Origin of the sequence: Actinoplanes aureus (genome assembly GCF_015704865.1) — a bacterium.
In the GTDB taxonomy this organism is placed as follows: domain Bacteria; phylum Actinomycetota; class Actinomycetes; order Mycobacteriales; family Micromonosporaceae; genus Actinoplanes; species Actinoplanes aureus.
The window spans coordinates 1-21,755 of record NZ_JADQTO010000021.1 but is presented as its reverse complement, the minus strand read 5'-3'; the positions used below and the strand labels follow the sequence as shown (position 1 = coordinate 21,755).

General features: G+C 68.4%; 23 protein-coding genes and 1 pseudogene. 13 read left to right on the top strand and 11 right to left on the bottom strand.

All coding sequences use genetic code 11. The features are described from left to right. Positions 1-24 precede the first annotated feature (24 nt). Positions 25-564: an ATP-binding protein gene (locus I4J89_RS34140; RefSeq protein WP_196418391.1), complete on the bottom strand. Its 540-nt coding sequence runs from the start codon at positions 562-564 to the stop codon at positions 25-27. A gap of 18 nt (positions 565-582) precedes the next feature. Then, positions 583-990 carry a nuclear transport factor 2 family protein gene (locus I4J89_RS34135; RefSeq protein ID WP_196418277.1) on the bottom strand — a complete coding sequence of 136 codons (408 nt, stop codon included), beginning with the start codon at positions 988-990 and terminating at the stop codon, positions 583-585. 76 nt (positions 991-1,066) lie between these two features. On the opposite strand from I4J89_RS34135, the gene I4J89_RS51045 reads away from it, so the two are divergent. Beyond that, entirely contained in the window at positions 1,067-1,654 is a 588-nt protein-coding gene (locus I4J89_RS51045; RefSeq protein WP_196418276.1) for a TetR/AcrR family transcriptional regulator, read from the top strand. A 7-nt stretch (positions 1,655-1,661) separates the two neighbouring features. On the opposite strand, the gene I4J89_RS34125 is transcribed toward I4J89_RS51045, so the two are convergent. Further along, the gene (locus I4J89_RS34125; RefSeq protein WP_196418275.1) at positions 1,662-1,937 is read right to left on the bottom strand and encodes a hypothetical protein; all 276 of its coding nucleotides are present in this window, start codon (positions 1,935-1,937) and stop codon (positions 1,662-1,664) included. 100 nt (positions 1,938-2,037) lie between these two features. Next, a complete protein-coding gene (locus I4J89_RS34120) occupies positions 2,038-4,404 on the bottom strand; it encodes an acylase (RefSeq protein WP_196418274.1) in 2,367 nt (788 codons plus the stop codon). An 84-nt stretch (positions 4,405-4,488) separates the two neighbouring features. Here I4J89_RS34120 and I4J89_RS34115 point away from each other — a divergent pair, with 84 nt between their 5' ends. From I4J89_RS34115 to I4J89_RS34100, 4 genes are all read left to right on the top strand, one after another. Beyond that, positions 4,489-5,499: a DUF4034 domain-containing protein gene (locus I4J89_RS34115; RefSeq protein WP_196418273.1), complete on the top strand. Its 1,011-nt coding sequence runs from the start codon at positions 4,489-4,491 to the stop codon at positions 5,497-5,499. Between the two features lie 113 nt (positions 5,500-5,612). Beyond that, complete coding sequence (locus tag I4J89_RS34110) at positions 5,613-6,212, top strand: TetR family transcriptional regulator (protein WP_196418272.1); 600 nt, start codon at positions 5,613-5,615, stop codon at positions 6,210-6,212. 44 nt (positions 6,213-6,256) lie between these two features. Continuing rightward, positions 6,257-7,612, top strand: coding sequence for a Pup--protein ligase (gene pafA, locus I4J89_RS34105; RefSeq protein ID WP_196418271.1), 1,356 nt, complete (start codon positions 6,257-6,259; stop codon positions 7,610-7,612). A 274-nt stretch (positions 7,613-7,886) separates the two neighbouring features. Then, complete coding sequence (locus I4J89_RS34100) at positions 7,887-8,612, top strand: SDR family NAD(P)-dependent oxidoreductase (RefSeq protein WP_196418270.1); 726 nt, start codon at positions 7,887-7,889, stop codon at positions 8,610-8,612. A gap of 22 nt (positions 8,613-8,634) precedes the next feature. On the opposite strand, the gene I4J89_RS34095 is transcribed toward I4J89_RS34100, so the two are convergent. The 3 genes from I4J89_RS34095 to I4J89_RS34085 form a co-directional block, all read right to left on the bottom strand. Further along, positions 8,635-9,606: an aldo/keto reductase gene (locus tag I4J89_RS34095; protein ID WP_196418269.1), complete on the bottom strand. Its 972-nt coding sequence runs from the start codon at positions 9,604-9,606 to the stop codon at positions 8,635-8,637. A gap of 307 nt (positions 9,607-9,913) precedes the next feature. Beyond that, complete coding sequence (locus tag I4J89_RS34090; RefSeq protein WP_309238581.1) at positions 9,914-10,681, bottom strand: SAM-dependent methyltransferase; 768 nt, start codon at positions 10,679-10,681, stop codon at positions 9,914-9,916. A 224-nt stretch (positions 10,682-10,905) separates the two neighbouring features. Further along, positions 10,906-12,264 (bottom strand): aminotransferase-like domain-containing protein, encoded by a 1,359-nt coding sequence (locus I4J89_RS34085; RefSeq protein WP_196418267.1) that lies wholly within the window; start codon positions 12,262-12,264, stop codon positions 10,906-10,908. Positions 12,265-12,388: 124 nt separating this feature from the next. On the opposite strand from I4J89_RS34085, the gene I4J89_RS34080 reads away from it, so the two are divergent. After that, a complete protein-coding gene (locus I4J89_RS34080) occupies positions 12,389-13,660 on the top strand; it encodes an MFS transporter (RefSeq protein WP_196418266.1) in 1,272 nt (423 codons plus the stop codon). Between the two features lie 17 nt (positions 13,661-13,677). Here the strand turns inward: I4J89_RS34080 and I4J89_RS34075 are convergent, their stop codons facing one another. Then, on the bottom strand, positions 13,678-13,926 hold the full coding sequence (locus I4J89_RS34075) for a response regulator transcription factor (protein ID WP_309238580.1): 249 nt from the start codon (positions 13,924-13,926) through the stop codon (positions 13,678-13,680). 268 nt (positions 13,927-14,194) lie between these two features. Then, positions 14,195-14,734, bottom strand: coding sequence for a histidine kinase (locus I4J89_RS34070; RefSeq protein WP_196418265.1), 540 nt, complete (start codon positions 14,732-14,734; stop codon positions 14,195-14,197). 482 nt (positions 14,735-15,216) lie between these two features. Between I4J89_RS34070 and I4J89_RS34065 the strand changes: the two genes are divergently transcribed. Together I4J89_RS34065 and I4J89_RS34060 are read left to right on the top strand one after the other, a co-directional pair. Beyond that, positions 15,217-15,492, top strand: a complete 276-nt coding sequence (locus I4J89_RS34065) for a hypothetical protein (protein WP_196418264.1) — start codon at positions 15,217-15,219, stop codon at positions 15,490-15,492. Positions 15,493-15,728: 236 nt separating this feature from the next. Continuing rightward, complete coding sequence (locus I4J89_RS34060; RefSeq protein WP_196418263.1) at positions 15,729-16,349, top strand: molybdopterin-dependent oxidoreductase; 621 nt, start codon at positions 15,729-15,731, stop codon at positions 16,347-16,349. A gap of 48 nt (positions 16,350-16,397) precedes the next feature. Here I4J89_RS34060 and I4J89_RS34055 read toward each other — a convergent pair whose 3' ends face one another. After that, entirely contained in the window at positions 16,398-16,961 is a 564-nt protein-coding gene (locus I4J89_RS34055) for a dihydrofolate reductase family protein (RefSeq protein ID WP_196418262.1), read from the bottom strand. A gap of 316 nt (positions 16,962-17,277) precedes the next feature. Beyond that, a complete protein-coding gene (locus I4J89_RS34050; RefSeq protein ID WP_196418261.1) occupies positions 17,278-17,850 on the bottom strand; it encodes a TetR/AcrR family transcriptional regulator in 573 nt (190 codons plus the stop codon). Between the two features lie 68 nt (positions 17,851-17,918). Between I4J89_RS34050 and I4J89_RS34045 the strand changes: the two genes are divergently transcribed. From I4J89_RS34045 to I4J89_RS34025, 5 genes and pseudogenes are all read left to right on the top strand, one after another. After that, the gene (locus tag I4J89_RS34045) at positions 17,919-18,350 is read left to right on the top strand and encodes an LIC_13387 family protein (protein WP_196418260.1); all 432 of its coding nucleotides are present in this window, start codon (positions 17,919-17,921) and stop codon (positions 18,348-18,350) included. A gap of 428 nt (positions 18,351-18,778) precedes the next feature. Continuing rightward, positions 18,779-19,390, top strand: coding sequence for a hypothetical protein (locus I4J89_RS34040; protein ID WP_196418259.1), 612 nt, complete (start codon positions 18,779-18,781; stop codon positions 19,388-19,390). 167 nt (positions 19,391-19,557) lie between these two features. Continuing rightward, positions 19,558-20,052 (top strand): hypothetical protein, encoded by a 495-nt coding sequence (locus I4J89_RS34035; RefSeq protein ID WP_196418258.1) that lies wholly within the window; start codon positions 19,558-19,560, stop codon positions 20,050-20,052. A gap of 287 nt (positions 20,053-20,339) precedes the next feature. Continuing rightward, positions 20,340-21,121: pseudogene (locus I4J89_RS34030) on the top strand (transposase family protein). Positions 21,122-21,373: 252 nt separating this feature from the next. After that, positions 21,374-21,755: IS110 family transposase (locus I4J89_RS34025; protein ID WP_196418390.1), on the top strand; the 382-nt coding region annotated here is incomplete at its 3' end.

The window sequence follows — 21,755 nt, the reverse complement described above, 5'->3', positions numbered from 1 at the left end:
AGGGGTTTGGCTGGTCGGCGGGCGTCAGGAGACCGATGGCGGCCAGCGGTGTCCGCGCCACTCGTCCCATGTCGCGAAGTCGGCCGGTGGGTCATCGATGGGTTCGCTGCCGTCGAGTTCGCCTGGCGTGGGGATCTCGATGGTGGCGGCCCACGCGGCGAGTTCCTGGTCGGACATGGGCCAGGTCGTGTGTGGGGCTTCGGCTTGCCGCTGGTCAAGCCGTCTTCGTTGCTCGGCCGGGGTGAGCTCGAAGTAGCGCATCTCCACCGTCGCGCCTACGTCGGCTGCTGCCTGGCGTAGTGCGGAGCGCTCGTCTCGGCTCCAGAGGCCGTAGTCGATCACGACGTTGTTGCCGAGTTCTAGGGCGCGCAGCCCGATCTGGATGAGCCGTCCTTCGATCACGTCCCCAGCCCTTGGCGGATTCTCGTGCCCGTAGAGAGCCTTCACCCACTCGTCCTTCGTGAGACGCAGGGCTTCGTGCTCGATCTCGATGCGCCGCGCGGCAGTGGTCTTTCCGGTGCAGGGGAGTCCCACTGTCAGGAACAGCGTTGGTTGCCTCATCATCACCCGCAGTCCGCTGTCTTAATCGCTGGCCAGGGCTTCGGCCAGGACCAAGGGGTTGAGGTAGTCGCGGTACGAGACGACCAGGCCGTCCCTGATCCGCAGAACGGCGATGATCGTCTGGTGCAAGGGCGCGCCGGTGGGGATCACGGTGCCGTGTGCCTCGTACTCGACGATCACCACCTGCGGGTCGGTGGTTTCGTAGATCACCGTGTTGCGGTGCTCGTCGACCTTGACGAGGCCGTTGGCCTGCGCGGTGAGGAACTCGCGGATCTGGTCGCGGCCCTGCACGCGGCCGGGGATGTCCGCAGGTCGGTACGGCCATTCGATGTAGCCGTCCGGCGCGAACAGGCTGACGAACGTTTCGGTGTCCTGCTCGCGGCTCGCGCGCAGGATCTGCTCGACGACTTCGCGGGACGTGGCGGTCATGGCCATCTCCATTCGTTCAACGCTTGTTGAGCGTAGAGGGCTGAGCACCGTCGGTCAACGACCGTAGAATGAACGGGTGACCGGATCGAACGCCCGCCCTACCCGGGCGCAGCAGCGCCGCCAGACCGAGGAGCGCATCCTCGACGCGGCGCGCAGGCTCTTCGCCGAGCTCGGCTACGACCGGACCACGATCCGGGCCGTGGCGTCGGCTGCCGGTGTCGACGCCGGTCTGGTCATGCACTACTTCGGCAGCAAGGACCTGCTCTTCGCCCAAGCCGTCGAGGTGCCCGCCGACGAGTTGCCCGGCGGTACCTCGGGCGAGGTGGCCGAAGCGCTACTCGCGTCGCTGGGCCGGCGGCTGACCGGCGAGCCCGCGGGCTCGCTGGCGGTGCTGCGCTCGATGCTCACGAACGCCGACGCCGCCGACCGTTACCGGACCGCCGGGGAACCCCAGCTCAACCAACTCACCGCGGCGATACCGACGCCCGACGCCGACCTGCGCGCGAGCCTGCTCAGCGCGATCATTCACGGCGTGATAGCCGAGCGGTACCTGCTGCGCCTGACACACCTCGCGGACGCCTCACCCGAGCAGATCATCGACCTGCTGCGGCCATGCTTCCAGAGCCTGACCACGCCTCCACCGACATCAGCGAAGACCCTGTAGCCGCCACTCAAGCGGCGCCGGCGTGCTGGTTCGGGCCCATGTCGTCGGCCGGGACGAGGTCGGCCATGTCGACACCGGCCTCGGCGAGAAGCCGTTGCAGGGTCGTGATCGCCAAGCCGTCGATCACGTTGTCGCCGTTGATGAGCCGGAAGAAGTCGCTACGGCCACGCCGGACAACCTCAACCCGCCAGTGCCCGTCCGGGGTCTGGAGCGCACCCTTGACCGTTTCGTGCGGCTGATGCGGCTGATGCGGCGAGGGCGCGGGGGTGTTGTCGGCGATCATTGCTCCTGCCTATCCCACCCCGGCGGCCAAGGTCACTAGTACGGTGCCAATTACACGCAGGTAGTTCGACTGCCGCTCCTCCTTCCGCTGGCCGGCAGGCTCAGCCTCGCTGCTGACTCACGCGGTACGTGCGCAGGTTCGGGTCGGCCGCGATCTGGGCCTCGGTGTACTTGATGGTGTCCCAGCCCTTCCGCGAGTAGAGCCGGGTCTGATCGGCGTACCAGGGTGAGTTTGGGTCGGTCGACTGCGAGTAGGTCAGGATCTGCCGGCCCGCCGGGCCGTGCGGGCCGAGCTCGACGGCCATGACGTACGACGTACCGTGCACCACCTTCGGATAGCCCACACCCGGCACGAGCGGGTTGGTGATCACGTTGAAGACGCCGGCCTCACCGCGGCCGCCGTGGATCGGGATGCGCCGCTCGCCGCGGCTGTCGGTGTGGATGTCGCCCAGCTTCGCGTCGAGCCGGATGCCGGCGAGCCGCTGCACGGCGTCCGCGAGCGCGGTGCGTACCCGTGGATCCGCGGTGTCGAGCCGGCGCGGGGTGTGCACCGGATCGGCGACGTCGAAGGTGTCGGCGAACCTGATCCCGCCCGCGAGGGCGAACTCGGTGAACACGTGCGCGCCACGGCTGTCCAGGTCGACACGCAGGTCCCAGCGGGCCAGCGCCGTGCAGGCCGCGGCGAGCTCGACGGTCGCGCCGTTCGAGGCGGTCGCGGTGGGCTGGGCCCGGCAGAGGGCGACCAGGTCGTCGCGTACCAGCTCAGCGCCGTACACCCGGTTGCCGAACACGGTGTGCCAGAGCCTGCCGGTGGTGAAGCCCCGGCCGGGAAGGTCGTCCGTGCCGGCGAGGCGCTGCTGGATCTGGTCGAGCCCGAGCCGGGTACGCAGGCTGCGCTCGGTGCGTTCGTTGCCGAGGATCCGCGGGAAGCCTTCCAGCGGCGCGGCCGGACTGGCCAGCCAGTGGCTGTCGTTGGAGTTGGTGACGTAGTCGTCGCGGAACCGTACCGGCAGGTTGGCCGGGCCGAGAATGCCGGGCACGGCGGCGTCCGGGTCCGCGCCCAGCGCACAGTCCGACCGCGAGCCGTCCAGGACGGCCTGGCCGCTGGCGGCGTAGAGCGGCTGGAACGATGCGGGGATGCACGCGGCCGCGAGCGCATGGGTCACCCGGGGAACGACCGAGTGGTCCCCGTACATGGCCTCGCCGCGCGAGTCGGCCGCGATCACGTTGACCCACGGCAAGAACTGGTACCGGTCGAGCACCGCCTTGAGCTGACGGACGTCCTTGGCCTGGCCCATCCGCAACCACCCGTCGAAGGCGCGGTTGTTGCCCGCGTTGACGTCGGTGATGGCGTACGCGGTGGTCGGCGTCCAGTCGAAGGTGCCCGGCACCACGACCACCGGGCCGAAGCGGGTGTCGTACAGGGTCCGGCTGACCGCGACGGTCCCGCCTGCCTGCACCGTGACCGTACGCGCGCGCATCTTCTCGGGCCGGCCGTCGACGTAGTAGGAGGTGGGGTCACCCGGCACGAGGCTCAGGCGGTGCCACACGAACCGGCGCGCGGTGGAGACGGTGTGACTCCAGGCGAGCGTGCGGTTGTGCCCGATCTCGACGATCGGGTCCCCGATCAGCGCCGCGCCCTCCACGTCGTAGCGACCGGGCACCTTCAGGTGCATCCGGTAGAAGCGTTCGGCACCCTGCCACGGGAAGTGCGGGTTGGCCAGCACCATCCCGCCGCCCGTGGTGGCCCGCGCTCCGAGACCGTAGGCATTGCTGCCGATCCCGGCGCCGGCCCCGTCCCGGGCGGCGACCACCGCGGCGGCGCCGGCCGCGTCGCCGGCGCCCGCGGGCCCGGCACCTGCCGGTGGCGCCGCGGCGACGATCCCGTCGAGCAGCGCGCGCGAGCCGGCCCGGACCATGCTGGCCCACGACGTACGCCAGATGTCCATCTCGGTCAGCGGACGCACCCAGGGCTTGCCGCGGCATGCCGGGTCGCTCAGATTCGGCACACCGGTGCGGCGCAGGTGATGGTTGTACCCGGCGACGAAGCCGCGGATCTGGTCGCGGACGTCGTCAGACGGTGACCGCACGCCGTCGCGGCGGCCGTCGAGCAGCCGCTCGACGGTGCCGTCGTCGATCGCCTTACGGAAGAACAGATCGCTGCGTACGTTGGCGTCGCCCGGCCCGGCCGCCCCGAACCACCGGGACCGCTCGGCATTGGCCGTCACCACTTTCTCGGCGATGACGCAGATGTTGTCCTCGGCCTGCACGTACCCGATGCCGAAGCCGAGACTGGCGAAGTCGCGGGCGGTGATGTGCGGAACGCCGTAGGAGGCCCGGCGGATCAGGGCCGAGTAGCCGCGATCGCGCTCGTGGCCCGATGCCGGCGACGGTCCCACTCCCAACCCCGCGACGATGAGACCGAGGACGGTCGCCGCTGACCCGAGGCGTACGGACAAAGGACTCATGGCGGCATCCCTTCGACGTTGACCATCCTGCCGTCGCCGGCGTCGCGCGTACACCCCGGATTCGATGATCGATACCATCTGCGGGTGTTCGGACGTCTCTTTCGCCGCGATCAGCCCGCACCGAAGCCCATCGACCGTGATCTCGCTCAAGACGACCTGGAACTGCGCGGCGCCCGTGACCGCGCGGTCGCCGGTGACTGGTCCGCGGCGCGGAGCCTGCTCGCCGCCCCGACGAGCCGGGAGATCCAGGTCCGCAGGGTCGTCGTCCTGGGCGATGCGGCGACCGACGACGACACCTGGCTGCGGAGCTGGCTGACCGCGCTTCCGGAAGATCCGGCCGCCTGGGCGATCGAAGCCGAACGCCTGGCCGCGGCCGCCGGGAAGGCCCGCGGCTCGAGGTCAGCCGATCGCACCACCGAGGATCAGTTCCAGGGGTTCGCCGACTATTCGGGATCGGCTGCCCAGGCCGCGCGCCGCGCCATCGAACTGGCTCCCAGCGCCCCGGGGCCGTGGAACACCCTGCTGGGCACCATGCTCTCCGGCTTCCGAGGGGTGCAGGGCCAGTTCGCCGCCGCGTACGCCGAAGGGCTGCGCCGCGACCCGCACAGCTTCGACCTGCACCTGACCGCGACCACCTTCTACTGCGCGAAGTGGCACGGTACGCACGAGCAGATGTTCACCGTGGCGCGTACCGCCGCCGCGAACGCGCCCGCCGGGTCCACCGCCGCGATGCTGCCGCTGTTCGCACACTTCCAGTACCTGCTGCGCGAGCACATCTGGGGCAGCGAGAGCGTCGAGGACTTCAACCGCCGGTTCGCCCTCTGCCAGCAGTACATGAAGACGCCCGCCGTGCTGCGCGAGGTGGACGACTGCATCGCGAAATGGCGTGCCGGCGGCCGCCAGGCGCTGGGCCGCACGATGACCTGCCGGCACTGGCAGGCGCTGGCCTACTACCTGTCCGATCGCGATCGCCTCGCCCGGCCGGTGCACGACGAGATCGGCCCGTACCTCGGTTCCACCCCGGCCTGGGCGCACTTCGGCGGAGAGGAACGTACGTTCCAGGTCGCCCGCCTCTGCGCGTACCGCGCCAAATAGGTGGCTACCGCGAGCGAAGTCGACCGGTCGGAAGAGGTCCGCTGACGGCGCGCTACTGAGTGCCACAAATGCTACCAAGGGCCAGCTACGCCCCTGGGTGATACCGTTGGACCATGCAGCCGCGCCAGCCGATCTCGGTACGTGAACGGGCTCGCAACGCCATGCGCGCCGAGCTCGCCGTGCTGGCGCAGGATCTGTTCGCCGACAAGGGCTACGAGCAGACCACGATCGAGGACCTGGTCGCCGCCGCCGGCATCTCCAAGCGGACGTTCTTCCGCTACTTCACCTCGAAAGAAGACCTCGTCCTCGGCAAGCACGACGTCTGGGCCGAGAGGCTCGTCGAGGCCTTCGCCGCTCGCCCGGGCGAGGAACCGGTGTGGGAATCGCTGCGCAAGGCGTTCGACGTCGTCGTCGACTACTTCACCGACGAGACCCAGCTCTCCCGTGCACTGGCGATGGAGAAGGTCGTCCAGGACAACCCCGCGCTCGGCGCCGGAGAGCTGGAGCGGATCTCGCGGATCCAGGATCAGCTCGCCGAGTTCATCGGCCGGCGCCTCGATCGGCGATCAGCCGCCGATCCGCGCCCCGCGGCCCTCGCGGGCGCCGCATTGTCCTGCCTCATCGCCGCCAAGAACGTCTGGATCGCCGGCGATCAGAGCAAGCCGTTCGGCGAGGTACTCGACGACGCCATGGCCGCCCTGACGCCGACTTAGGCGCTGACTTCCCGACAGCTGACCGGCGAGTGGATGGAGCTGGCATGGAACGTCGAATCTTAGGCCTCGAAACCGAGTACGGCATCACGTGTACCTACCAGGGGCAGCGGCGGCTGTCCCCGGACGAGGTGGCCCGCTACCTGTTCCGCCGAGTGGTCTCCTGGGGACGCAGCAGCAACGTGTTCCTGCGCAACGGCGCCCGCCTCTACCTCGATGTCGGATCCCACCCGGAGTACGCGACCCCGGAGTGTGACTCGCTGACGGACCTGGTCGCTCACGAGCGCGCCGGCGAGCGGATCCTGGAGGGGCTGCTGATCGAGGCGGAGAACCGTCTGCACGAGGAGGGAATCGCGGGGCAGATCTTCCTGTTCAAGAACAACACCGACTCGGCCGGCAACTCCTACGGCTGCCACGAGAACTACTCGGTGTCCCGGCACGGCGAGTTCAGCCGGCTGGCCGACGTACTCATCCCGTTCCTGGTCACCCGGCAGCTGATCTGCGGTGCCGGCAAGGTGCTGCAGACGCCGCGCGGCGCGGTCTTCTGCCTCTCGCAGCGCGCCGAGCACATCTGGGAGAGCACCTCCAGCGCCACCACCCGATCCCGGCCGATCATCAACACCCGCGACGAGCCGCACGCCGACGCCGAACGCTATCGCCGCCTGCACGTGATCGTCGGCGACTCGAACATGAACGAGGTCACCACGTTCCTCAAGGTCGGCAGCGCCGATCTCGTTCTCCGCATGATCGAGGCCGGCGTGGCGATGCGCGACCTCGTCCTGGAGAACCCGATCCGCGCGATCCGCGAGATCAGCCACGACATCACCGGCCGCCGCAAGATCCAGCTGGCGAACAACAAGGAGATGAGCGCCCTCGAGATCCAGCAGGAGTACCTCGCCAAGGCCGCCGAATTCGTCGAGCGCAACGGTGACCAGAGCGCCAAGCGCATCGTCGAACTGTGGGGCCGCGTCCTCAACGCGGTCGAGGCCGGCAACCTCGACACGGTCTCCCGCGAGATCGACTGGGTGTCGAAGTACCAGCTGATCGAGCGCTACCAGGCCAAGCACGACATCTCGATGTCGCACCCGCGAATCGCCCAGCTGGATCTGGCGTACCACGACATCCGTCGCGGCCGCGGGCTCTATGCGTTGATGGAGAAGCGCAGGCAGGTCGACCGGATCGCCGACGATCTGCGGATCTTCGAGGCGAAGGAGACGCCGCCGCAGACCACGCGGGCGCGGTTGCGCGGCGAGTTCATCAAGCACGCGCAGGAGAAGCGGCGCGACTTCACCGTCGACTGGGTGCATTTGAAGCTCAACGACCAGGCGCAGCGTACGGTCCTGTGCAAGGACCCGTTCCGCGCCCATGACGAGCGGGTGGAGCGGCTGATCGCCAGCATGTGATCGTCGCCGCGAGCCGCCTTATCGTGCACCCACGGGGGATCAACATCGCCCTCGATGGGAGCACGCCAGATGAGAGACAACGGCAAGGACAGCGCCGGGCCGATCGCCCAGGCCTTCAACCCTTGGGGGTACGCCGTCGCGGGCGTGAGTATCCGCTCCAGCTCCGATGTCGGGTTCCCGGGCCAGCTGCACGACATTGCGGCATGCGCTGAACAACAGCAAACGGGACTGACCTACGCACAGCGCGATCCGGGCAGCGGGGGAGGGATGCTTGGTGAGTCGAATTCTGGTGACCGGTTCCGCGGACGGCCTCGGGCTCTACGCAGCGGAGGCGCTGCTGTCCCAGGGCCACCAGGTCGTGGTGCACGCCCGGAACCCCCAACGGGCCGCCAGTCTCACCGCACTGGCCGGCCGCGGGGCACAACTCGTGATCGGCGATCTCAGCGAGCGCGACGCGGTGCGCCGCATCGCCGCCGAGCTGGCTGACGCCGAACCGCTCGACGCGGTCATCCACAATGCCGGCGTGTACACCGGGCCGGCGGTGATGCCGGTCAACGTGATCGCGCCGTACCTGCTGACCGCCCTGCTGCCCGCGCCGCGCCGCCTCGTCTACCTCAGCAGCGGCTCGCACTTCGGCGGGCGTGCCTCGCTCGCCGGAGTCGACTGGCTGGGGAATCGGGCCGGTTCGTACAGCGACAGCAAGCTGTTCCTGACGGCCCTCGCCGCGGCGGTGGCCCGGGTGCGGCCCGATGTGCTGAGCAACGCCGTGGACCCGGGCTGGGTGCCGACGAGGATGGGCGGACCGGGCGCACCCGACGATCTCGAACTCGGCCACCGGACACAGGAGTGGCTCGCCGTCAGCGACGATCCGGAGGCGCTGACCAGCGGCGGCTACTGGTACCACCAGGAGCGCCGGCAACCGCACGAGGCCGTGCACGACGAGGTGTTCCAGGATGCGCTGCTGAAGGCGCTGGCCGAGGAGACCGGCACCGCGCTGTAACGAGACGCACCAGGGCCGGCCGTCAGTATCCGGAGGGCAGCCGCGGCGTGTAGTGCTCTTCGAGGGCGGTGACTTCCTCGCCGGTCAACTCGATCCGCAGGGCGGCCGCCGCGTCGGCCAGGTGGTGGGGTTTGGTGGGGCCGACGATCGGGGCGTCGACGACCGGGTTGCGCAACACCCAGGCGAGCGCGATCTGGGCCATCGGCACACCGCGGGCCTCGGCGATCTGGCGGACCGCGTCGACGACGGGGCGGTTCTCCTCGACGGCGTAGCGGGCGTGCAGCGGGTCGACCTCGGCGCGGCGGGTGGTCATGTCCTCCCAGGGGCGGGCCAGGCGGCCCTTGGCCAGCGGACTCCACGGCAGGGATCCGACGCCCTGGTCGGCGAGCAGGCCGAACATCTCCCGCTCCTCCTCGCGCTGGAGCAGGTTGTACTGGTTCTGCATGGACACGAACCTGGTCCAGCCGCCGAGGTCGGCCGCGTGCTGCAGCTTCGCGAACTGCCAGGCCCACATCGATGAAGCGCCGAGGTAGCGGGCCTTGCCGGCACGGACCACGTCGTGCAGCGCTTCCATGGTCTCCTCGACCGGAGTCTCGGGGTCGAAGCGGTGAATCTGGTAGAGGTCGACGTAGTCGGTGCCGAGCCGGGTCAGCGACGCGTCGATGTTCTCCAGGATGGCCTTGCGGGACAGGCCCGAGCCGCCCGGGCCGTCGTGGACCGGGAAGAAGACCTTGCTGGCGAGCACGATCTTGTCGCGGTCGGCGTACTTGCGGATGGCCCGTCCGACGATCTCCTCCGACGAGCCGAGGCTGTAGACGTTCGCCGTGTCCCAGAAGGTGATCCCGAGCTCGACGGCCTGCCGGAAGATCGGCTCGGCGGCCTCGTCGTCAAGCGACCACCGGTCGGCGCCCCGCCCGGCTTCGCCGAAACTCATGCACCCGAGCGCGATCCGGCTGACCTTGAGACCTGAGCTTCCCAGACGCGTGTAATCCATGATTTCAACCTATCGCCGCGCCCGTGCTCAGGAGCGTGGCGGAGGAGCTGTGCTTCCCCTTTCGACCAGTCGCGTGCCCAGTTCCATCCGTGGCGACTCGAGGGCCTCGAGAGTTGCCCGATAGCCGTCGAGCCGGGCGCGGCCGCACAGCAGTCCGCCTTTCGCTCCCGTGATCACTCCGATGCGCCGGTGGCCGAGCCCGATGAGATGTCGCCAGAGTTGTTCGCTTCGCGGGTGGTTGGCTCGACTGCCGGCCTCCGTCGATAGACGCTGACGATTGCGGCCACCTCGGCGGTCACGTTTCTGGCTATGGCTTGCGGCCGACGGCGCCGTACTGGTCGATCTCGTGCAGGCCGGTTTCCGGGTGCCATCTGGTCACCGGGACCAGACCCGGGTCGACCAGTTCCAGCCCTTCGAAGAATTGGGCCAGGCGCGCTGGGCTGCGCAAGTGGTAGGGGAGCGCGGCGGACTCGTTCCAGATCCGGGCGGCCTCGACGACCTCGGGGGTGATGTCGGTGCCGTCGCAGATGGCCAGGTAGCTGCCGGACGGCACCGCGTCCAACGCCGCGCGGACCAGGTTCTTCGCTACGGCGTCGTCCTCCACGTGGCCGAGGACGCCCATGAACAGCACCGCCACCGGCTGATCGAAGTCGAGCGTGCGGGCCGCCTCGCGCAGTACGTACGCCATGTCGTACAGGCTTGCGTCGACATAGGCCGTGGCGCCGTCCGGGTGACTGGTCAGCAGTGCGCCCCCGTGGGTGAGGACCAGCGGGTCGTTGTCGACGTAGACGATGCGGCTGTCCGGCGCCACGGACTGGGCGACCTCGTGCGTGTTGTCGGCGGTCGGCAGCCCGGCACCGATGTCGAGGAACTGCCGTATGCCGGCCTCGCCGGCCAGGTAACGCACCACACGGGTGAGAAAAGCGCGGCTGAGCCGGGCATTCTCGGCCAGAGCAGGCTGGCCGACCAGGACCTGCTCGGCAACCGCCCGGTCCACGGCGAAGTTGTCCGTGCCGCCGAGCAGGTAGTTCCAGATCCGTGCGGTGTGCGGAACGGAGGGCTCGTCGTCGACCACGGCCAAAGCCTAGTCCACGGAAAGTCCGATGAGGACTGTCAGTTCGATGACGGCCCAACGTGGGTGCTGTCTGGCGGCCGTTGAGACAGCATTGAGCGTGGGCCAAGCAAGGTCACCGCTTGGGGGCCCTGACTACGGAAGCCCTCTCGCTCACTGTCCTGTCGCGCGGCATGCGCCCCACCCCCCCCGCGGGCCGTCACAGTGGGCGATCGACGCTCGCCCGCTCAAGCCAGGGCGTCGACCGCCCGGGTCAGGGTCTCGGGGGTGCCTGTGAAAGGAATTCGCAGGTAGTGGGTGAGCGTACGGTCGGCCGAGAACGCCGGTCCGGCGGACAGCTTCACGCCCCGGCCCGCGGCGCGGGTGGCAAGCGCCGTGGCGTCGATGTCGTGCAGCCGCAGCCATAGGCACAGGCCTCCCGGTGGGAGGGTGAAGCTCCAGTCACCGGCGCCGTCGAGCAGGGCGGCGAGGTGGTCGCGTTGGGCGCGGAGTCGGTCACGGCGGTCGCGGAGCAGGTCGCGCGGGTCGCTGAGTAGTTCGCAGGCGATGAGTTGCTCCAGCGGTGGCGGTGACAGCCGTGCTTGAAGCGGGTTGAGCCGGAGTTCGCGGATGCGTGATGCGTCGGCGCGCAGCCAGCCGACGCGCAGGCCGCCCCACACGAGCTTGCTGGTGGAACCGATGGCGATGATCCCGGGTCCGGCCAGGTGCGCGATGGGCTCGGCCGGGACGCGCAGGTCGAGGTCCCGCAGCGTTTCGTCGGCGATGACCGTCATGTTGTGGCGGGCAGCCAGGTCGGCCACCCTCGTGCGCAGGCCGGGCGGCATGAGGGCGCCGGTCGGGTTGTGGAAGTCGGGCGTCAGGTAGGCCAATGCCGGTCGTGCTGCCTCCACCATGCGGGACAGGCGGGCGGCGTCCCAGCCGTCGGAGGTGACGGGCACAGCCGCGAGCCTGGCGCGGCGTCGCCGCAGGATGCCGAGCGCGCCGTGGTAGGTGGGGCTCTCCACCAGGTACGGGCGCGTGCGGTCGTGTAGGTGATCTACCAGCAGGGTCAGGGCGGCCCGGGCGCCGGCGGTGATCAGGATCTGGTCCGAGCGGGTCGGCAGGCCCTCGCGGGTGTACCGGTCGGCCAGTAGTTCGCGCAGCTGCGGCAAGCCTGCGTCTGGCTCGGCGGCGTCCACCAGCAGGGTTGCCGAGCGTTGCACGGCCCGCCGGGATGCCTCCAGGTAGGCGACGTGCGGGGCGGCGGGCACCGCGCGGGTGAGGTCCAGTCCGTCGCCGTGGTCCACCGACCACGGCGCGGTGCGGTCGGTGACTTCTGGTGGCAGCTGGATAGTGCTGCCGCTGCCGTGCCGGGTGCGCAGCCAACCGGTGTCCCGCAGCGTTGCCAGTGCGGTCACCACCGTGCCACGGCTGACCTGGAGGGCAGCGGCCAGGGAACGTTCCGAGGGTAGGCGAGTGCCGACCGGGATGCGCCCGTCGATGACGGCATAGCGGATGGCGAGGGCGAGTGCGTTGACGAGCGGGCCCGGTGCCTGCCGCCACCCGCCCAGAACGGAGGCGAACCCCGGGCCGGGGATCTCCAGCATTGGTCCAGTTTGCCAGAAGTGGATCAGGACCTTGATCGCGGCCGGCAGTAGCGTCCCAGACGCCAACCCTTGAAAGGCCAAAGGAGCCAAGCGTGTTTTTCCTGCTCTCGGGCCGCGTGCGGGCATGAGTCGATGGTTGCGCCAGACCGCGGGCGGGCTGCCGGCAACGTTCTGGTACCTATGGACTGCTTCCCTGATCAACCGGACCGGGGCCGTGGCGCAGCTCTACCTCGGTGTCTACCTGCTATCGGTGCGGCACTTCGATGCCGCGTACGCCGGACTGGTCATCGGCCTCGGTGGAATCGGTACGGCGCTCGGAGCGCTGCCTGGCGGGATCATCGCCGATCGATGGGGCCGACGTCCGGCGATGCTCGGAGCGGGCATCCCGGCGGCGATCACGATGTTGGCCTTCGGCTGGGTCACCGACCAGATGGCCATTCTGGCCCTGGCGTTGTTGCTCGGCCTGTTCCTCGGCATCGTCCGTCCGGCGTTCACCGCGTCAATCATCGATGTCGTCGCCGAGGAGGACCGGGGCCGGGCTCTGAACCTGAACTACTGGGCGTTCAACCTCGGCTCGGGCGCGGCGGCGCTGCTCGCTGGCGTGCTGGTCAAGATGGAACCGGCGCTGCTGTTCGCAGCGAACGCCGGTGTGCTGATGTGCTCGACCCTGTTGCTGGCGCTGAAGGTGCCTGAGACACGCCCTGCCACTGCTACGGCGACGACGACCAGGTCGGTCGGGCTCGGCATCGTCGTCCGGGACCGGATCTTCATGACCTTCGTCGGGCTCGCCATGCTCGGCTGGACGATGATCGAAACCAACAAGATGCTGCCAGCCGCGCTCGTCGCCGATGGCCTGGACGTGACGTCGTACGGGCAGGTCATCGTGGTCAACATGGTGTTGATCGTGGTCGGCCAGCTCTTCCTGCTCAGGCTGACGGATCGCCGGCGTCACGAACACGTGCTGGCCGCCTCGGTCGTCATCGCCGGGGCGGGGTTCGGGCTGGTCGCCGTGGCTGACACGCTGTGGGCGTACGCGTTGACCGTCGCCGTCTGGACCGTCGGCGAGATGCTGATGACGGTGGCGAACTCCGCCCTGACCGTCCAGCTCGCCCCACCCGAGGCTCGCGGCCGGTACCAGGGGGTCTTCGGTTTCGGCTTGACCGCCGCGATGTTCGTCGGCCCGACCGTCGGCGGGCTGGTGGCCAGCCGGTTCGGGTCGGACGCGCTGTGGGTCGCGGTCTTCTGCCTCGGCCTTCTCCTGGCGGCGGCGAACCTGGCCGCCGGTCCGCCACGGCGCCGCCGCCTCGCGTCGTTGCGGCGTGTATCCGGGGCGGCCCACGTACGGAAGGCGCTTCATGCACCCGGACGCGCCTCGGATCTGCGACGCGTCGACTGACACACCTGGGACGGGCATCACGTAACGCGGTTGGTCTGGTAGGCCCACATGGCCAGTTCGACGCGGTTCCGGGCCCCGAGCTTGGTCATGACACCGGTGAGATGGAACTTGACCGTACTCATGCTGATGTGCAGTTCCCGCGCGGTCTCGGCGTTGGTCCTGCCCAGCGCGACCCTACCCAGCACGTCTTCCTCCCGGTCGGTCAGTGCGTCGACCGGCTGGGCCGGTGGGGTGGCCGGGCCGCTGGTGGCGAACGTGGTGATCACGACGACGGCGGACCGGATGGGAGATTTCCGGTCCGGCGAGCAGACGGGTGGCCTCGATGCCGCCCAGGACGGGCATCCGATGTCGAACACCCAAATCCGGAGGGATCCGCAGCAGGCGCGATGCGGGCGCCGTCGTCGCTGACCGTCAGCTGGACATCGGTAGCGCTGCCGGTCACCTCGACCCTGACTCGGGTCGCCTGCTGGGCGTTGGTGATCGATTCCTGCGTTACGCGGTAGAGGGGACCCTCGACGGCCGGCGGCAGATTCGTCAGGTCACCGCGCAGCTCGACGCCGATGCGCAGCGCCTCGTGCTGTCGGCGGCGAGACCTTCGATGTCGGCGAGCCAACGCTGGGGAATCAGAGGCGGCTGCTGCCGGCGGTCGCGCAGTGCGCTGACCATCGTGCGCATCTCCGCGAGCGCCCGGGCCGCCTCGCGGTTGATCGTTTCGATGGCCTCCGTCGCTCCGCTCAGCGACGATGACCGGGCAAGGAACAAGCCGGCCTGCGCTTGGATCGCGATCGCGGAGACGTGGTGAGCTACGGTGTCGTGCAACTCCCGAGCCAGCTGTTCGCGTTCCTGAAGCTTGGCCTGCACGATCAGCTGTTCGCGGGCGATGCTCCGGTAGCGCACGGACGCCCCGAGGGCAGCGGCCAACAGCACCAGGGCGATCCCGGCGGTTGTCTCGGCGATCCCGGGAAAGTCGACGCTGACAATGGCGGTCAGTCCCACCGCCATGACCGCCATCCCGATGGCCACATCGCGGCCGGCACGCCAACGCGGAAGCGAGTAGGCCAGCACGAGCACCACCCATCCGCTGTGCAGAACCACGGGTTCGGTGCCCACGACGAACGTGGCGACGTCCAGGACCGCGAACCCTCCGAAGGGCGAACACCACCGCGGGCAGCGGATAGGCCCGCCGGACCAGGACCGCGAGCGCCAGACCACATCCGAACGCGGCGGCTACCGGTCGCCAGGCCAGGTCTCGGAAGGCCACATCAAACACGAGAACGGTGAGCACCAGCGCAGCGAGCCCAGTCGCGCCAGGTGTACGGCAACGGGCGCCGCACCGCGACCCGCAACGTCGTCGCAGCGTTCGACACGATTGCGACAGTAGCGATCCGGCGTATGCCGGAACCCCGCCGCGAGACCAGCCGCTTCCCTGGCCGATGGGCCAGGGAAGCGTCGGCCAGAGGACTCGGGCGCCCGGCCGGCGATCCGGCTGAGACTGAGGACCCAGCAACGGTACGGGCACCAGAAGGAGACGATCGTGAACCGAACGAGCGACCTGGTTGACACTCGCCGGCGAGGTGTCCGGCACCGGATTCGCGATCGACCAGACGTTCCTCGTACTCACGACGCTGTACATCGTGGTCGCGGCGTTGATGGTCGTCGTCTCGCTGCTCGCCCGGGCGCGGGTCAACCGGATCGCCAACATCGTCGTCCGCCTGATCTACGTGGTGACCGTGGCGGCCACGCTCATCGGTGAGAGCTGGGTCTACTACATCGTCGGGACCCTGATCGAGATAGCGCTCCTGCTGGTCATCACCCGGGTCGCTTGGGCGTAGCCGAAAAACTCATAGGTGACCTCTCCCGTTACCCCCTAACGCGTACCTCTGGCGCAGCCCAGCCACGGCGACGCCCTGATCTCGTCACCACCGTCAAGGACATGTCCCTCCAAGGCCCGAGGTATGACGTTGTACCGTCATCCGGCCGGACACGTCGGCGCCATTGACCGAGGGGGTGCTGCATGATGCGTTACTGGCCGCGGCGTGCCGCTGGACTGCCGCCGGGGCAACGCCTCATGACAGAGATGCCCCGGTTCACCGACCTGCCCCACATCCCGCCGCCCACCATGCCGATCGAGCCCAAGCTGGAGATCAGGAACCAGGGCGAGCTGGTCGCCACTCTCGGTGCCGCTGACCTGCAGGCGCTCGGCCCCCGCGAATGTACGGCCGACTTCCACTGCGTCACGACGTGGTCGGTCACCGGGCTGGTATGGACCGGCGTGCCGCTGCGAGAGGTCCTCGCCTCGGTCGGGATAGTCGACGCACCGACGCCCTACCTGGTGGCCCGAGCGGGCGATCGCCGCAAGGCCGCCCTTCTCTGGGAGGACGCCATCGCCGACAACGTGCTCCTGGCGACCCATCTCAACGGGGCTCCCCTCGACGAGCGGCACGGTGCTCCCCTGCGGCTCGTGTCGCCGAGCCAGTACGGCTACAAAAGTGTCAAGCACCTCATCGCCATCGACTTTCGCGCCGAGGAGCCCCGGGTCATGTCCAAAGAACATCTCCGGGCCCGCGTTGCTCTCGAGGAACGGCACCCGCACCTGCCAAGTTCGGTGGTACGAGTGCCATACCGGCTGACGATCGCCCCGACCGCGTACCTGGCCGAGTGGACGCTGAACCGTCGGCGCGTCAGTTAGCAGTGCCGAGACACCTTTGCCGATGAGCGGGTGCCTCAGGGTTGTCGGTCATTGTTTGAGAGGGCGGTAGCGGAGGTTTACGACGCCGTTTCGGAATCGGCGCTCATCGAGGAGCTCAAGGTCGGTGCGCATGCCGGTCGGCAGCCCTGGTTTGCCCCCGCCGACGGCAACGGGCCAGATGAACAGCTGGCACTCGTCGACCAGCCCGGCCTTGAAAGCCTGCGCCGCGAGGTTCGCACCTCCTACGGTGAGATCGCTGCTGGCCGTGGCCTTCAGCTCGTGTACCGCGGCGGGGTCGAAACGGCGTTCGAGTCGGGTGTCGGCAGTTGACACCGTGGCGAGGGTCGTGGAGTAGACAACCTTGCTCGCCGCCTGCCAGGCGCTCGCGAAGTCGGCCGTGAGGTCGGACTGCGCGGCCAGAGCGGCGTCGGTCTCCCAGACGGCCATCGCCTCGTAGAGGCGCCGCCCGTAGAGAAACGTGCCCACAGGCCGCAGGATGTCGGTGTAGAGCGCGAACAACTCGTCGTCCATGGGGCGCCAGTCGAAGGCGCCGCGTTCGTCCTCGATGTAGCCGTCAATCGATACGTTCGTCACGTAGATGAGCTTGGCCATGCCGTTACCTCTCGATGGTCGATCGAACCAGGTCAAGTATCGGGCCGTCTCACGACTCCCTTGTCTCGGGAGGAGAAAACGACTGCCCTCACCCAGTTCTACGAACGACCTGCGGCAGATCCGACACCGTGCCGGAAACGTCCTCAGACTCCGCCGCTCCGCGCCCGTGAAGCACCCGTGCTCGTCGAGGGTGCCGGCCGTGCCCGCCACCCGAAGGGCAATGACGCACCGTAGCTACCCGCCCGAGGCGGCTGCACGTTGCCGCGGACCCTGATGGCCCTGGTCCGGCGATGAGGTTGGGACGACGGTGCGCTGGTCAGGGCGCCGGGCGGAGGGCCAGCCCGACGATCGCACTGAACCGGGCGCGGAGCCGTTCGGTGTCGACGGGCTCGCGGCCGTGGGTGAGTTCGTCGACGAGGATGCCGTCGACGAGTGCCATCAGCATGCTGCCGTGTTCGGGGTCACCGAAGACGGCGGTGGCCAGGGTTTCCAAGTCGGCGGCGATCGCCGCGGTGGTTGCCGTGGTCAGTGCGCGGGTCTGCGGGTCGAGCATCAGCAGCATTCTGGCCCGGCTGCGGGCTCGGGCGGGACCGAGCCAGTGGGCGAGCATCTGGGTGCCGTCTTCGACCAGGGCGGCGGCGTCGAAGTCGGTGACCGTGCGACCGGCGAGCGCCGCGTCGAGATCGGCCCGGTCGAGGTCGGCGATCCGGTGCAGGACCGCAGCCAGAAGCGCCTGGCGGGTGGGGTAGTGGTAGCTGCACGTGCCGGCGGGTAGGCCGGCGGCCTCGTCGGCGGCCCGGTGGGTGAGCGCCCGCAGGCCCTTCTCGCCGACGATGCCGAAGGCGGCGTCGGTCAGGGACTGCTTGCGATCGGGGTCACGGGTGCTCATGTAGCTGGATGCTACACCCGTAGTGTTTACTACACCTGTATTGTCGCCGGCAGTTACGGAGCCTCGCCATGCAGTTAACCCTCGCGTCCCGCATCGGAGCCTGGTCGTGGATCGTCTGCGGGGCGGGACACAGCCTCTTGGACATCGCGATGCGGCTGTCCCCGGAGCTTGACGGGGAGCGTGTCGACGCTGTGCTCCGGGACCACGTCATGGAACTCGGCGGGATCTCGCGGACCAGCTACGAAGTGATTCAGGGCATCAGCCTGGCGATGGGAGTGGCGATCGTGGCGGTCGGGGTGCTGCTTCTGTACGTCGGGCGGCTCGCGTCGTCCGCGGGACAGGCTCGGCCCGCGGTCCTGATCGGCTTGGTCGCCTCCGTGGTGATGCTCGGACTGGCAGGGGCGCTACTGCCATCGCCGCCGATCGTGCTGTTCTCGGTGGCCAGTGTGGCGTTCGGGATCGCGCTGGTTCGCGGGGACCGCGCGGCCCACGCCCGCTGAGCCGGACCATATCAATGCGCCCGGTGTGACGCGTTTTTGACGTTCCCGCAACCAGACACCGAGCCCAGGGAACCCATCGGCGCTCCGCCGTTAGCGGGGGCCCGCACCCGGCCGCAGGCGCGACCACTCGCCGACGACGTGGCCGTGACAGAGCGTTGCCACCTGACAAGGTGGCGAAACTCGCTCATGGCGAAAGTAGTGCGTAGGCCAGGCCAGAAGACTCAATGCCGTCCTTGCCAACGCGGGCACGGCGATACTACGCACGAAAGCGGCGACGAATTCGGCGCCGGGCTATTCCACGAGGTACTTGTCGTGTGGCTCGTCGCTGCGTGGGCCCGACACCTCGTGCCCGGCGAGTGGTGACTTCGGGGCGTCGATGCACGTCCGGGCACGGACGACCCCGATCCGGTGTCGTGTTGAATGCGGCTATGTCGCTGACCGTCGGACCTGCGTTCACGATTCCCGGTTACACCGTCCCGATTCCGCCTGACTATGAGGTCAAGCGGGACGCGATCGTGTACGCCGCGGATGCCCTGGTGCGGCTGCCGGCATTCTGGGTGCACTACCTGTCGGACCCGCTGAGTGCCTACCCGGCGGCGGAGGCCGCGTTCGAGGTGTCGGCCAACGACCGCAACGCCCTGTGGACCGTCCTTAACGACCTGGATCGCTGGCCGGTCGTCTCGGTGCGGCTGGGCGCACAAGAATGGCTGCGGATCGTGTACCGGAAGTACGAGGACGAGCGGGCGCTGGACTTCGTGCAGGAGCGGCCTGGCCGGGCGGCGGAGGTGGTCGCCTCCGTCGAGGGCCATGGGTTTACCTCTGCGATGACCTGGGCGGAGCTGCTCGCCGCGGCGGCGCTGCCGGACAAGCGGCAGACCTGGGCGCAGCGGCTGCTGCTGATGCTGCCGATGCTGGGTGCCCAGGAACTGTCTGAGGACGCGGAAGAGATCATGCGCAGGGCGTTGAGCGATATCGGTGCGGCGAACCGGCCAGCTCTGGCGCGTCCCCTGGTCGACCGTCGGGAATGGCGTAAACGCTAACCTGCAACCGCCGCGATCGCAGCACCTCTGGCGGTCGCCTTCAGTAATCAGCTGATCCTGGCTGCGACCGGATCTAGCCGAGATGAGTGCGACCTTCGTTGATCACTATTCGATCGCCGGGTTGACGGCGGGCGATATCGTCGCTGCTCTCTAGCAGCGATAATTGGATGGCCATGACACTGATCAAAGATGTCGCCCAGATAATCAGCCTGGCTGGGGTGATTTTCGCGATTTACTACGCATCGTCGCAAACAAGAAAGCTACAGCGGCAGATACACATCTCCAACTTGTACAGCAGATATGACGCACTGCACCACGCTAATGAGCGTTACGACGCCGGCCTGGCCATGCTTTTCCAGAGGCCGGAACTCAGGCCGTACATTTTCGCGCGGAAACCTGTAGACCTCGCTGGGGAGGACCTCGATCGCGCGCTCATCGTGGCCGACCAGATGGCTGGGGCTGTTGACCATGCCTTGCGCGTGGGCGATCGTTTTCCGGATCCGGACGACGAAGGGTGGCCGCCCGTCGCTCGGGAGATGGTGCGGACGCCGATATTTCAGACGATCGTCGGCGAGAAGCCGCTCGATTTTCCTGACCTCGGTAAGTATTTCACGAAGGGTGACAAAATCCCTGCCGCACCTGACACGACACCGAATAAATGATCCGCAGTACGAATGATGTGCGCACTTCTGCCGCTGATTGCGCTCGTGACGCACGCTGCCCGAGGTCCAGACCACGATCTTCCTGCGCTGAAGTAGTCCTGCTAGTGCCGGAGGAAGAGGCGGCTATGGCACTTTTGAACTCGGCACGCATCCGGATCTAATGAGCCTTTTCCAACCTGATCTTGCAGGTCAGCGGGGGGTCGACCGGGTCGGTGATCGATGAGGGCGAGGCTCCAGGTAGGACAGCAAATCGACCAAAACCCGATGCCCCGACCGGGAGCCTCGCCATGCTGTCCTACCCTGCCACGATCTCGTTGTCCAGCCGGACCCTGAACCACCTCGCCGATCGCATCCGCGGCCACCGCCAGCAGCGCAAATCCCGATGGAGGCGACTGAACCCGGGTCGGCAGGCCCTGCTCGCCCTGGCCCACTTGCGCAACGGCGACACCTACACCCGCCTCGCCGCTGGCTTCGAGATCGGGATAGCGACCGCCTGGCGCTACGTCCAGGAAGTGATCGCCCTGCTCAGCGCGGTCGCCGACGACCTCGACAGCGCGATGCGGCGCATCCGGCAGCTGGCGTACGCAATCCTGGACGGCACGCTGATCCCGATCGACCGGGTCGCCGGCCAAAGACCGTACTACTCCGGCAAGCACCGCCGTCACGGCGTCAACGTGCAGGTCATCGCCGACGCGACCGGACGTCTCGTCTGGGCCTCGGCCGCTCTGCCCGGCTCGACGCACGACCTGACCGCCGCCCGTACCCACGGCATCATCGACGCGCTGACCAGCGCCGACGTGATGACCTTCGCGGACAAGGGCTACCAAGGTGCCGGCGGCAGCGTGCGCACACCGTTAAGCGGCGGCGATTCCGGCCGAAGTTGTCACGCCGGCAGCGGGCGGTCAACCGGGCGCACGCGAAGATCCGCGCCCGCGGTGAGCGCGCGGTCGCCACGCTCAAGACCTGGAAGATCCTGGCCAAGCTGCGCTGCTGCCCACGCCGGGCCACCGCGATCGTGCAGGCCATCCTCGTCCTGCACCACGTCGAAGCCACCCGCTACGCAGGATGAAAAAGGCTCAATGGGTTCTGTCAGCCTGCTGATGCAGGATGGCTCCGGTAGCGGCCGGTGGGTCAGCACTCTTCGGATCGGGCCTTGAAGGCCTTGCGGCAGACTGTGCGCCTGCCGGTCGTGAGGAGACTGGACAACTGATGGGATGACGTGCCCCGGCTGCGTGCGTGGTGAGCACTTGACCATTAGATCGCTGGGGTCTCTTCCGCGCTGCCGACTCGACGGGATGTGTCCATCGGGGAGGAGGGTGCAGTGTTGTTCCTGGGAGACGACTGGGCCGAAGATCACCATGATGTCGAGCTGGTCGACGAGCACGGCAAGCGGCTGGTTCGTAAGCGGTTGCCGGAAGGACTCGACGGCATCGCCCGGCTGCATGCGTTGATCGCTGAGCACATGCCCGCCGAGTGGAGTGATCTCGACCCGGTCCAGGCCGCGGCCCGGGTACGGGTTGGCATCGAGACGGACCACGGTCCGTGGGTACAGGCATTGCTGGTGGCCGGCTATCACGTGTTCGCGATCAACCCGCTGTCCGTGGCGCGCTACCGCGAACGGCATTCCGTCTCCGGGGCGAAATCGGATCAAGGTGATGCACACGTGCTGGCCGAGATCGTGCGCCTGGATCACGCTCATCACC